The 13,829-nt window shown below is 60.4% G+C and carries 5 protein-coding genes; 3 read left to right on the plus strand and 2 right to left on the minus strand.

Going from position 1 to position 13,829, the window contains the following annotated elements; translation table 11 throughout:
• Positions 1-384: 384 nt before the first annotated feature.
• Entirely contained in the window at positions 385-1,596 is a 1,212-nt protein-coding gene (locus tag ACVMDN_RS30245) for a transporter substrate-binding domain-containing protein (protein ID WP_253638747.1), read from the minus strand.
• Positions 1,597-3,041: 1,445 nt separating this feature from the next.
• On the opposite strand from ACVMDN_RS30245, the gene ACVMDN_RS30250 reads away from it, so the two are divergent.
• The 3 genes from ACVMDN_RS30250 to ACVMDN_RS30260 are packed head-to-tail and all read left to right on the plus strand — an operon-like array spanning position 3,042 to position 12,210.
• Positions 3,042-6,929, plus strand: a complete 3,888-nt coding sequence (locus ACVMDN_RS30250; protein ID WP_253638746.1) for an AAA family ATPase — start codon at positions 3,042-3,044, stop codon at positions 6,927-6,929.
• Complete coding sequence (locus ACVMDN_RS30255) at positions 6,926-9,139, plus strand: NAD(P)-binding protein (protein WP_253638745.1); 2,214 nt, start codon at positions 6,926-6,928, stop codon at positions 9,137-9,139. The genes ACVMDN_RS30250 and ACVMDN_RS30255 overlap by 4 nt, the downstream gene beginning before the upstream one ends.
• Positions 9,140-9,150: 11 nt before the next feature.
• Entirely contained in the window at positions 9,151-12,210 is a 3,060-nt protein-coding gene (locus ACVMDN_RS30260; RefSeq protein ID WP_253638744.1) for an NAD(P)-binding protein, read from the plus strand.
• 669 nt (positions 12,211-12,879) lie between these two features.
• On the opposite strand, the gene ACVMDN_RS30265 is transcribed toward ACVMDN_RS30260, so the two are convergent.
• Entirely contained in the window at positions 12,880-13,803 is a 924-nt protein-coding gene (locus ACVMDN_RS30265) for an intradiol ring-cleavage dioxygenase (RefSeq protein ID WP_456834790.1), read from the minus strand.
• Positions 13,804-13,829 lie beyond the last annotated feature (26 nt).

The raw sequence follows: 13,829 nt of genomic DNA on the forward strand, positions 1-13,829 counted from the left end.
GCATGGAACGCACTCGCGCCAGCACAGTTGCCGACAACAGGTTGAGACCGCGCCAATAGGAAGGCCGCTCAGATGGGAATGATTGGCCCGCGTAGTTGGCCGATGGATCGAACTCGGCCTACGGACAAGGCGCGCTGGAGCAGTTCCTCGGCAACGGCAACTCACGCACGTGGTTTGGGGGCCATGTTAGAAAATGCGCCAAGCCGCCACGCCGAGGATGAACCAAGCTTGAAGCTGATTTGGTGGAACAGCAACTCGCGCATACGCACAGGGCTATTGACGGTTTGCATCGCTCGCGAGGCCGATGTTCGGAACTTTGTCGGTTCCCCTGCAACGATGAGGCCCTGACAGCACTGAACGGACCGGGCTCCTCGCACGGTATCGTCAGCGAGATTGAGCGTTTCCAAGCGTCTCGAACACCGTCTGCTGCCACCAATCACCTTCGATTTGATCGAGTACGGCGAGATCGAGCATCGGCCGCAAGGCGCTGTCTTTGGGCAGTACGATCGCATAGCTCTCGCTGCTGAAGCTGGTATCGACGACGCGAGCCGAGGCCGAGAAGTCGCTGCGAACCATCCAGGTCAGCAACGGCTTGTCATGAACAAAGGCATCGATTGTCCCACGCCCCAGCGCGGAGAGGCCGCCTTGGATGTCCGGAAACGTTCGAAACGAAAGCCGCTGACGAGCGAGGTAGTCGGTCGTCGCGGAGTTCGCGACCGCGCCGACGCGCACGGAACGCAGGTCGTTGAAGCCGTGAACGGCGCCCTCGAGCCCTCTGCGCGTAAGGGTGGAGGTGATACCGGCGGTGAACACCGCAATCGCGATCACGGAAGCGATCATCCATCCCATTGCCACGATCCTGCCGGGGAGTGTTGTCGGCGCATTCTGAGCGGCCCCGGCTTGCGTCATGGCGATGGTCGACCACCAGAAGCTGGAGCCGAGTCCCTTGGCGCCGCCACCGAAGTGCTCCGTTTTGCGCCGTTCCAGCATCCAGATCAGGAATCCGACCGCCATTGCGAAACCAAGCAGCACCGCGACGGCCTGGAAGAATCCGAAAGAGAGAAGCGCCCGCCCGATCGCGACCCAGGGGTTTTCGTTGACCGGCACCGCAACGCCGAGCCCGGTGTTGTAGAACGGCTGCGTAAAATCGACTTTGCGCGCACGCTCGGCAGTCACTGTAACCGCCGCGACGCCAACATCGAATCTGCCGTTTGCGACGCCGTCCAGCAAATCCGGCACGCTCTGGGTTTCGACCAGGCGAAAACGTAGGTGTGCCTGATCGGCGATCCTTTTCCAGAGCGCGATGCTCATACCGCTCCAACTCCCATCCGGCTGCTTGATGGCAAATGGAGGGGCCTGCTTGGTCGCCACGACTAATTCCCTGTCACGGGCCGCGGCAGCTTGGGCGTGAAGGGCGCCGCAGCCGAACGCGGCCACCGCCAGCGCCAGGATGCATAACCAGACCGGTCGAATCGACGTCCGCTTGCGTTGCGAGATTGGATCTCCCCGCCTGGCGCGGTGGGCAGCCATCTCACACGACACCTCCCCCAAGTGGCGGTCGTGCAGAGCTGACGGGAAAGCCTCGAATGAACTCATTGCTCACCTCGATGCATACCGGGATTGCCGGCCGGAGCTTCGCTACTCTCTTGGCAGCATTCGTCACACGCCTGTCCGTCAAAACAAAGGCGAAGGAGTCTTCGGCCATGTCCGGAGGGCTAACTAACCTCAGGTTGAATTTCACAACGCAGACGCTCGATTGTCGACGTTGCGGGTGACGGCATCGCTTCTCTCAATTCAACAAAATCGCAAGCATCGGCATGAGCTGCGAGGCAGCGACAAATGACACCATAACGCTCAGGATACGAGAGTTTCGGCACCATCGAGGCGTTCGCGAAGACACCCGCTGGCGTGCGCGTGGTCTTTACGAAGAATGGAGCCCGGTTGGATGCTGAAGCCTCGCTTGCGGTTGTGGCGGTGGGTTGGGTCGCAGACACGAAGCGGCTGAACGTCGCGGCTAGCCTACTCCACCTACGGTGGGATCTTGGCCCGGGCTGCGGTGATGGCGGCAGCACAGCTCGGCTTGAGCATAGGCTGGCAAGCGCACCGGTTCGAGAATGTATCGCCTGCGACCCGCCAGTCGGGAGAGGTCGGGGAGCGTCGGTGACCTTCACGGTCGCCCGTCGCAAGGGAGATTTCCGCAAATCTCGGCAAGTATCGAGACGTTCGAACGGCCCACGGACACGGGCTAGCCGTCCCGACCAGTAAGCCGATCCTGGTCAACCCACAGCACTGAAAACCATCCAATCCCTGCAGTCGGGCAGCACCCCGCGACGGGCAGAACGGCTAATCCGTTTTGTTCGCGCTGATATCCCTTTCAGCGACGAACACGGTAGCCACCGCAACGAAAACGCTAGGCAATGGCGGCATTGGCGGGGTTATCAAGTCCATGCCATTGAATTTGCTTGGGATATCCCTCCTGCCGGGATCGCCCCGTCATTTCCCGGCCCAGTGTTTTCAATAGGTTGAGCCTCAATTTGGAAGTCGAGCTTGTTCAGAAGGCGCAGCCTCATGAAGACTGGAACGAAAGCAAGGTGTCGAAAGCCGAGAGAGCCAGTCACCGTCCTTTGGCGCGCGTTCGCGCCGCGTCATGCGCACGGCTCGGCCAGCCCTTCATGTGCACGTCGACATGCGTGTGAGTGACAAAGTCATCGCCTGTGGTCGCGCTCTTTCCGATCACGAACGGACCCGAAGTTTGACGATCATTGTGAACCACCCCACAGCCCGGATGCGGCCGAAGTGATAAAAGGCATTTTAGACATTGGACAAGACCGCTGACGGTCTCCGGCGGTCCGAGAACCGCAGGTTTGTTGATTTTCTCTCCAAGACAGGGTTCCATTCCGGCTCCATTGAGCCGAGGTCCTGCAATGCCTGCCGGAGCTGTCGCGAGGGAGCAAGCCGCCCACACGCCAAAATGGGTGAATGCACGCCTCCGGTCTCAAGAGTGGTCAAACAACCCCCGCGCGGACGCCCGGACCGCGGCAGTGCTGCTTATCGACATTGCCGGCTTCACAGCGAAGACCGACCGCGCTGCCGGCGACGGCGCTGAAAGCCTTACCTACTTCATCAACGATTGCTTTGCGATACTGGCCGACGTGATTGATTCCGAGGGAGGCGACATCGTCGCTTTCGCCGGTGACGCCATTCTCGCGATTTGGGTCGATCCGGACGCTGCCGTCGCTACCGCGCAGGCCGTGCGCTGCGGCCTTGCGCTGCGACAGGCCATGACCGCCGGGCCGGGCCGAGAAGCAATCAGTGCGCGCACGGCGGTGGAAACCGGCGAAGTGTTCTTCTGCAGGCTCGGCGGCTGGCAGGACAAATGGCACTATGTTGCAGCCGGAGAACCCTTTTACCGCATCGGCCTCGCTTATCAGAAGGCCGCGATCGGCGACATCGCGTTGTGTGCAAACGCCGCGCGGCTGTTGACGGGCTCGTGCGAACTCGAGCCCATGCCCTATGGGGCACGGCTCCTTGGAATGAACTCACCCGATGCCGTCGCACCGATAGACCGCACTATCTTCGGAAGCCACACGGGCAAGGCCGATGCCAGCGACTGGGTCGGCGAGTTTCGCACGCTCACAGTGGCGCGGGTCGGCCTCCCCGATTTCAATTTCGATGATGATTTCCTGACGAGACTGCAGGCCTTCGTCGTTGACGTCCAGCAAATCGCCGAACGGCTCGAGGGAACCGTTCATCAGGTCCTGATGGACGACAAGGGCTTGACTCTTACGCTCGTCTTCGGATTGGCTCCGCTTGCCCACGAAGACGATCCCTTCAGGGCAGTCGAGGCGTGTCTGCGCCTCCGTCGCCAGCTGGAAGCGAAGGCCATTCCGATTTCTGTCGGCCTGGCGACCGGCCGCCTGTTCTGCAGCAATTATGGCGGCCTCCATCAAAGGACGTTCGGGATTTTTGGGCAGGCGATCAATGTGGCCGCGCATTTCGCCGAGGCCGCACAGGGCGACATCGTCTGCGACGCCACGACGGCCCAGGCCGTCGGGCGCAGGATCGTGTTCAATCTGCTGCCACATCTCCAGGTCAAGGGGACGGGCGCATCGATGTTGGCGTTCAGTCCGGCGGCAGTGACCGACGATTTCCATGCTCCACCCCGGCGCACCATCATCGACCGCGTCAGCGAAACCGCGATGCTCAGGAGCTGTCTCGACGGTCTGAAGACAGGAACCGGTAAGCTCGTCCTCATTGCAGGCGAAGCCGGCATCGGAAAATCGCGCCTACTCGAAGACTTCATCGGATCGGCGCAGGCCGACAATCACGCCGTCCTGGTTGCAAATGCCACGGCGATCGAAAGATCGACGCCCTATTTCGTGTGGCGCGCCGTATTGCGGCAGATCTTGCAGTTTGAAGGACCGGGCGACGGACCGCGGGTTCGACGCGAATTGTCGGAAGCGCTGCTCGAAAACGAGTCGCTGCTGAATTGGCTTCCGCTGCTCGAAGAAGTCATTCCACTGGGATTTTCCGAATTCGCCTTCACCGAACAGATCGTCGGCTCGGCTCGCGCGAGCGCGATCGAAGAACTCGTGATCTTCATCCTTCGCCGATCGAGCGTTCGCATCCTCCTGATGGAGGACGTCCACTGGTTCGACGGCCCCTCGATCGAACTGCTTGGCGCCGTCGCGCGCCGGCTTTCGGACTTCCTGATCGTGGTTACTCAGCGGACCCAGACGACAGCGATCGCAGAGCAGCGTCTTGCCGTCGAACTCGCCTCATCGCTGCAGCTGCGGCTCGACCGGCTGTCGCGCGACGACGTGCGGCTGCTGGTGAAGCGGCGCCTGAGATCGTCCGAGGTTCCGCCGGAACTGGTGCGATATGTCTACGGTCATGCCAGTGGAAATCCGTTCTTCAGCGAGGAGCTCGCGCTCGCGCTCAGGGACACTGGAAAGATTCAGGTTACGCGGGGGATATGTTCGTTCGATGAACAGAGCCTCGCCGATTCCAGTATCTCGCTCTCGACCAGCGTTGAACGCGCAATCGTCAGCCGGATCGACCTGCTATCGCTCGACGACCAGCTGGTGCTCAAGGCCGCCAGCGCGGTCGGCGACGCCTTCTCCTCCGAGTTGCTGGATCAAATCGTCCCGGAGTTGTCCGCTGCCACCAAGGCGGAATGCATCCGCCGATTGATCGACTTCGACTTCCTGCAACTCGATCGCGAGACGCGGCCACTTTCCTTTGTGTTTAGGCACTCCATAACGATGGAGGTTGCCTATCATGTCTTGTCTTTTGCGCAGCGAAAAACCCTCCATCGGCGGATTGCCGGCTTCATCGAGCAGCATCACGCCGAGGAGCTGCAACCGAATTATGCGCGCCTGGCAAGGCATCTCGAGCTTGGCGGCGAGCCGTTGCGGGCGATCACTTACCTCGAGCTTGCGGCGCAACAGTCGCGCAACAACTCGGCAAATCGCGAAGCGATCCGTTACGTGGAGAAGCTATTCGATCTCACGCAGCGCGAAGCAATCCAGATCGGACGCAGCCGCAAAGCGGCTTGGGAGGTCATCCTCGGTGACGCTTGTCACGAATTGTCGGACTACGAGAGCTCCGCCAACCACTACCACCGCGCGATGGAGTTGCTTGGTCATCGTCTTCCGGCGAGCAAGACCGAACGAATCGGCGCGCTTGTTCGCAACGCCGCAACCCAGTTGAGGTTACGGTATACTTCGTCGAAACAAGTGGCCCTGGCTGAGCAGGACAGGTCCGACATGCAGCGCGTCGCTCATATGCACGAATTTCTGTCGGAGCAGTATTTCTACCAGAATGACTCGCTGGCCGTGCTCAACGGAACCCTGGCGTCGTTGAACCTGGCCGAGAAATGCGGCGCGACCCCGGAGACGATTCGAGGATACAGCGCGCTGGCGCTCGGAATGGGGATGTCCGGCATGGTGGGGATCGGCCGCAGCTACGCGGCGCGCGCGATCCAACTTGCGGAAGGTTACGGCTCGCTGCCCGAGATCGCGCGGGTCCGACTCGTGCTCGGCGTTCTCTCTTATGGCCTCGCCGAATGGGATAATGCCGAGGCGCATGGCGAGCATGCAAGACGTTGTTACGAGCGCCTGGGAGACCGAAAGCGTGCGCAGAACAGCGAGACGATGTTGATCTTCATCGCGCTGTTGCGGGGATATATTTCGCTCGCCGACGAGCGGCTTGCCAGGCTGTTCGCGGAACTCTCCGACGATTCCCCGCCGCAGATCCGCGCTTGGAGTCTTTCCTTACGGGCATTGATCGACATCACCCGGGGCGGGGCCGATACCGGATGCCTCGACAAACTGAAAGCGCTGGCAGGCCAGCGGTTGATCCGCACCGAACAATTGCTTTGCACGGGCGTGGCCGCGGCCGGCTATCTCGAGCGCGGCGAGGCCGCGGTCGCCCTTGAGCTTGCGGAACGGGGACTTCCAATCCTGCGCGAATGCGGCGTTGTGTGGGGCGGATATGCCTTCGGGCCGGCAGGAATCGCCGATGTCTTACTGAGCCATTGGGAGCAAGCTTCCGGCGCGGTCTCTTCGAACATTCAAAGCCAGGCGAAGCTGGCGTGCCGGGAGCTTTCCCGGCTCGCTCGAACATCGCCGATCTGCCGTCTCTACAGTCTGTTAATGAACGGCCGATTGTGCTTCCTGACCGGTCGACCGGCGCGGGCGCTCGAGAATTGGAAGCGCGCCGCCGAAGTGGCCGAGCTGCTGCAAACCCCCCGCGAGCAGGCGCAGGCGATCTATCGAATCGGCCTTGCGACCAGCGCGAGCGATCCTGAGCGTGAGTCTCGCCTGCGGCAGGCGGCCGACATCTTTGAACGCCTCGGCGCCGCCAAGGAGCTCGCCGAACTGAAACGTGTCCATCCATCGCCGTCGTCGCAATGGAGACAGGCTTGAGCCAGCGCCGCATCATCATCGTGGGCGGCGGAATGGCGGGACTTTCCGCCGCCTATCAGCTCAGCCTTACATCGGAATTGCGCAAGCAATATCACGTCACGGTCTATCAGCTGGGATGGCGGCTCGGAGGCAAGTGCGCCAGCGGGCGCGATGCGCAGGGCCGCAACATCGAGCATGGCCTGCATATCTGGTTCGGCCACTACCTGAACGCTTTCCAGATGTTGGCCGAAGTTTACCGAGACTTGCCGCGGAAGGGAGCGAAAGTCGATTTGAACACTTTGATTCTCCCACAGGGTTACACGCCGATCGGCGATCCCGATGGGGCCAAGCCGACCGTGTATGACGTCAACTTCCCGACATCGAAGAAAGTCGGTATACCCGGCAGAGAACCGGCTGACCTCAGCATCGCCAATTGTCTGTCGCACGCGATAGGGCTGTTGATCAACTTCCACGACTATGCGCTCGGGTCAGACTCGCCGATCGTCAAGCTCGACGAAGTTTCGATCGAAACGATCAAAATGCGCGACGACCCGCGGTTTCCCCCCTCAAGACTACTCGGTGTGGTGACGGCAAGAACCTGTCTGGAGATTGCCTCGGCATGGCTGTTGCATCTCGACGAAGACATGATCTCGTTTGGCCCCGCGGACATGGAATTAGTCCGCCGGGTGCTTCAGGGCGCTGCCGGCGCCAGTTGTCATATGACCTTTGCGAATACCGCAGCCGGTCACTTGTTCGACCAGGCCTTGCGACTAGCGTGGCCGCTGGTGGACGGCATTTTCGACGACATCGTGATTGAGCAACGATCCATCCAGCAGATGGACGGCGAGGACTTTCGCCGCTGGTTGGTTCGTCATGGCGCCGAGCCCTCACTGGTCAAGCAGTCGCCAATGGTAAGAGCGCTCTACGACACGATGTTTCAGTATCCGGACGGAGACATCGCCAACGCGAGCTACGGCGCAGGAACCGCAGTCCAGGTCCTGCTTCGAGCACTCGGAACCTATCAAGGAGCCGTGGCGTGGGAGCTGCAGGCCGGTGCAGGCGAAGTGATCGTCGCTCCCCTGTTCGAGATACTCAAGCAGCGAGACGTCGAGTTTCGGTTCTTTCACAAACTGACCGACATCAGGGTCTCGTCGGATGGGCGATCTGTCGATTCACTGCACTTTGACGTGCAGGCGATACCGAAGTCCGGCTATGAATGGACCGTGCCGATTGGCGATGGACTGTTCGGCTGGAGCAGCCAACCCGACTGGCTTCACCTCGACGTGCCCCCGAACGGCTGCGTTGATTTTGAATCGTTCTGGTGCAACGAGCGGGTCGGCACCGACGTAAAGACACGCGTCGACGATTTCGACGATGTCGTCCTGGCGATACCGCTCGGCGCTTTCAAGAAGTTCACGGGCAACAAAAGTGTCGAGCGACCGCCCGGACCAGGCCTATCTGCCATTGAAGCAATGCACGAGCCGTTCGACGACCTTTACAACTACAGCACCGGCTTCTGGAATATGGCGGCAAAGCTTCGCCTGGTGCCCAGCATCGCAGTTCAGCTCTGGAGCACGCGCTCGCTTGCCGACCTCGGCTGGTCCGGACAAAAGCCCGCGCTGGTGTCAGGCCCCAATCCTCTCGACATCTGGGCGGACATGTTCCAGCTCCTGCGGTATGAGCGCCGCGCCCCTCCTCCCTACTCGCTTCACTACCTCTGTGACGTCTTCCCTTCGAAATTGTACGCAGCGCCGCAGACAAGCCGGCATGCCCAGGAGATGGCAAATCTGCTCGCCTATCTCAAGACGCTGGATTGGCTCGAGCACAAGGCTAAATTCATCTGGCCGAAGGTGATGACGAATGGTGCGTTTGACTGGACCGTGCTTTACGACGATCAGGATCGCCACGGCTATCGCCGGATCAGGGCGCAGCACGTCAAAGCCAATATCAGTCCCTGGGACTGCTGTGTCGCGACCGCGGCCGGCACCAGCGCCTGGCGCCTGAAGACCGACGAATCCGGCTTCAAGCACCTGTACCTCGCCGGAACCTGGATCGACACCGGCTTCAACACCGAATGCGTTGAAACAGCCGTGATCTCGGGAATGCAGGCGGCGCGCGCGATCACCGGCGCAGAGCTCGAAATTCCCGGCGAGCGTTTCCTTCACGCTACCCGACAATTTGTGTCTCTCTGTGATGTTATGCGCAGCTGCGCGCCCGCCCCCGCTGAATGAGGATCGGCCGCATGGCGCTCAGAAAGATTGCAATCCTGGGAGGCGGTGTCGCGGCGCTCAGCGCGGCGTTCGAGCTGACGGAGCAAGATCCGCAGCATCAACTGTTCGACATCACCGTCTACACGATCGGCTGGCGGCTTGGCGGCAAGGGAGCGGTCGGCCGCGACAAGGAAAAAGGATATCGCGCCGAAGAACACGGACTTCATGTCTGGACCGGTTTCTACGATAACGCATTCGAACTGGTCGACCGGCTTTATGCCGCGATGAACGATCTCGATCTCAGCCCGCCGTTCGGATCACGCGAGAACGCCTTCGAGGGCCTCGATCGATCCGTGCTCATGGAGCCGTTCAATTCCGGTTGGACTTCATGGACTATCGACATTCCACCCCATGAAGGTATTCCCGGCACACCGCGTCCCGCAGTCTCGCTCGTCGATTTTCTGCGCTCCCTGCTCGAATGCTCGGTGCAGCAGAGCCAGTCGATCGCTGGTTTCACCGACCAATGGCCGGCGGGGACCCAGCACTCCGCCGTGGCGGCCGGAACAACCGACGGTCCGTTCAGAACGGCGCGGGCGAAGATCGATATCCTGCCGCAGGATCCCAGGGCGGTCAGCCCGAGTGACGCCGCCGAACTACAGACGATACTAAGGCATGCGCGGACTCAGCTCTGCGACAAGCCGCCATCAGCTGCGATGTCTCGCGACCCGCGCGAGATCGTGGCGGAGGTCGCTCTGACGATCGCGATCGGCATGTTGAGCGACGGCGTGCTGTGGCAGGGCTTCGACTGCATCGACCATCAGGAGTGGACCGATTGGATGAGGTCGAACGGTTGCTCGGATTCGACGCTGGATTCCGCCATTATCCGTGGCTGCTATGATTATGTGTTCGGGTTCTTCGGTAGCCGCCACACGCATGAATACGGGAATGTCATTCCCTGCAGGAACGTGGCGGCAGGCACCGGCACCCGCATCCTGTTGAAGCTGCTCTTCACATATCGCGGGTCGTTCTTCTACCTTCTCAAGGCGACCATGGGCGAGCTGCTGTTCGCTCCGCTCTACCAGGTCCTCACGAAACGCCATGTCAAATTCGAATTCTTTACCAAGGTCGAGCACATCGGACTGTCTCAAGACAAAGCTTCGATCGAGTTCATCGACACCACCGTGCAGGCGACCACCCACTCCGGCAATTCTTACGATCCGCTGATCTGGATCGGCGCAGACGGCACAATCCCGAGCTGGCCTTCCCATCCAGACTACTGTCAGCTGGTCCAAGGACGGGATCTGCGGGACCAAAGAATAGACCTGGAATCGGCGTGGACGAAGTGGCCCGGCGTCGCCCCTCCCCGAAAGCTGCTGCGAGGGAGGGATTTCGACGATGTCGTGCTCGGCATCGGCATCGGCGCATTTTGCACGATATGCAGCGACCTGATCTGCCACACGCCCGGCTGGCGAGAGATGGTCGATGCCATCAAGACGACGGCGACGGTAGCCTTTCAGGCATGGACAAGCGTCGGCATGCGAGAGCTCGGTTGCAAGCAGGATCGAACGGCTCTTTCGGGATTCGTATTGCCGCTCGACACCTGGGCCGACCTCAGCCTGATGTTGCCACTGGAAAAATGGCCTCAATCGCCTCCCAAGGGGTTGGCATATTTCGTTGGCTCCCTGGTCGACGATCCCCTGCATCCGCCGCCCCCGTTCTGCAAACACAGTTATCCGGCCAGGATGCTCGCGCGGCAAAGGCGAAGGATGCTGCACTGGGTCGAGAGCAACCTTCACTTCCTATGGCCCGGAATTGAAGGCCCCGGCCATGCCATTCGTTGGGAGCGATTCTTCGACTATCGTGCTTATTCCCCCCCGACTCGAAGGCGGTTCTTCGCGCAATATCCGAGGGTGAACATCAATCCCTCGGACCGATATGTGCTATCGGTTCCCGGCAGCGTGTTCAAACGCATGGAGGCCGGCAAGTCGGGGGTCGACAATCTCTTTCTCGCCGGCGACTGGGTTCGTACCGGTATTAATGCGGGTTGTATTGAAGCATCGGTCATGGCGGGCCGCGCCGCGGCAGCCGCAATTGCAGGAGTAGATATTGCCATGCCAAACGCCAACGACTTCAACGACGTTTCGCTGCCAACCGCCTTGTTGCCGGCATTGGACCTGTTGCGCAAGCTTGCCACTAACGCCGTCGCCGGTACCGGCGAAATCGAGGCGTTTTGCGTCGTCCAACAACGGCCGCGCTGCGAACTCGAGAAGATGCTACCCGATGGGCTGACACTCCTCGAACCTCCAGCGCCCCACAGCACGATCAAGACAGCGCATCACGGCGCGTCGTCCGATGCAGAGGGCAAGACGGAAAGGACACCGGAGATTATTCCCGAGCCACCGCATCATGTCGTCCTGATCTTTGCCCGGCAACGCAACGTGCGTCCAGGACCACTACCCTTCGGCGGCGCGCACTACCTCGAAATCGCCCAGCTGATTCCCGACGTTATCCATAAGAACGCACCTTCATTGCAGAACGTCCTGTTCAGCTACATGCCGCATTTGTTCGTGAGCTCGCTGGCAGCCACGTTGATCGGCCAGAATTTTTACGGCTTCAACAAACAGGTCGCACGAATCCAGGATGATAATGACTCCTTCTCCATGCGAAGCTCATCCGGCACCATAAGAACCTGGTTCGAGCGCGACGGCGTGCCCGGTGGCATCGACAGCTATCTCGTCATCAAGCAACTCCGCGACAAACTGGATCAGCCTCTGGTCGGCGTCCAGCCGGATGGCAATTTCATCTACTCGATGCTGAAATACGGTCTTGGCGGTGCGGTCGTTCAACCCATCAAGGGCAAGGTCGCGCTATCCTCGCCTTTCGCTCATAAGGCAGAGGAGATCGAACTCGCACCGATCTCAAAGCCGCCGCAAAAGGACGACTCCTGGGGATTCCGGTTCATCGCGCCTTGGACGCTCAGCCTGCCCTTCAACTTTCCGACGGGGCAGCCGAGCTCGAGCGCAAGAAATCTGGCGCGGGCCACCGGCGAGTACAGCACGGCATTGCTGGGCCGTATCTTGGTACGACGCTGACGGCCGGGAAGCTTGGCGCCACTAATTCGCTCAATGGTCGCCAAGGCACCGCACTCGTACGAAGGTCTTAGAGTAACGACCGCCATCAAAACGGCGAGAGTCGAGCATGAGGATGCAGCGCCCCCACCCGACAGCTGAACGCCAGGCAGTTTTTCACTCGTTACTCGTGCCTTGGCCGCAGAGCGCGCTGGCCCCCGAGCTGGCGGACCGCGTGGAAGGTACCATCCCTTTGGAGGCTGGATAAGGCGGTGAACCGCGACGTTATGACGAATGCCGCATGGTAGCGGGGGGAGCGCTACCGCCTTTCCGCACAGCCAGAAAACCTACGGTACCTTCTGAAATCTTTCGCCTAAAGCCGCCTCAACGCGACCTCCTATCGCGCTAAGATGATCGAGAAGCCGGTCTCCATTCAGATTGGAAGTCTTCGAATCTCGGCAATGTTTTCTGGTGCTATTCCGATATTTTGCAGCCTTTCGGGCTATTGAGATCATTAGAGAATTTTGCTTTGTCGGAATGGGCCACGCGTGCCGGCAACAGGGATCGGACGATGGACCGCCAGTCTCGCCGGGCGCGCTGAGCCCTGCGTGGCGCCTATGCTTATCTTGGCAGCCCAACACTAGTGAGTAGCTGCTCGACGCTACGGTCGAGAGAGCTGAGCGGCGAACGCACTCAGGTTTGTGCGCCGGGAACTCTCGAGACCTTCGTTGACTCCAAGGATTGTGAGCTTTTCGCAGCCCTCTTCAGACCGAAACTGTGGTTTAGGTAGTAGTACTTTCTATTGGTGGCCCGACCCTCGCCTTCGTCGCTGGGGTTACGAAGCACGAATTCCCGGACCAGATCGTCCTTCACGCCGAAGACGACATCGGAATCGAGGTACTGGTCGCCTGCGACGAAGATGTGCGTCACTAATTGCTCGAAGCCCGGGGCGGAAATCATGAAGTGCACGTGTGCCGGCCGCCAAGGATGCCGGCCCTGTGCCTTTAGCATTTCGCCGACTGGGCCGTCGTGCGGTATCGGATAGGCTGCCGGCTTGATCGACCAAAAATTAAATCGACCGCTGGCGTCGGTGCGGAAGCGGGCCCTCATCGCCAGCCCCCCGATCTCACCGAGTTGCTGCACGTCGTAATTACCATCGTCGTCGGAATGCCAGACATCGACCGATGCGCCGGCAAGGGGGAGACCGTCGACGGTCGAAACCGAGCCCGTGACGAAAAGCGGATCGCCTTCGACGCCGTTGGAGATGTCCTCCCCCAATTTCCCTTCTGGAGCGTCCTGAACGAAGAACGGGCCGAGCACCGTGCTTTCCGTCGCGCCGGGCACCGAAGAAACATTGATCGCGTCGACCAGCATCGAGACGCCCAGAGTATCCGAGAGCAGAATGAACTCCTGGCGTTTGTCGTCGCACATTTGACCGGTCCTCGTGAGGAAGTCGATGCCGTATTCCCATTCCTTTTGGGTGGGACGCACCTCGCGTACAAACGCATGGAGATGTCGCACCAGGGCCTCGCTGATCTCTCGAATGCGGGCATTCGTTGCGCCCTGCAGTCGCTCAAGCACCGCATCAGTGATCGTATCTTCGTTGAAGTTGCGCATTATCACTCCGTGGGTTGAGTTCGCTT

The sequence above is a fragment of the Bradyrhizobium sp. USDA 4510 genome (genome assembly GCF_054059095.1).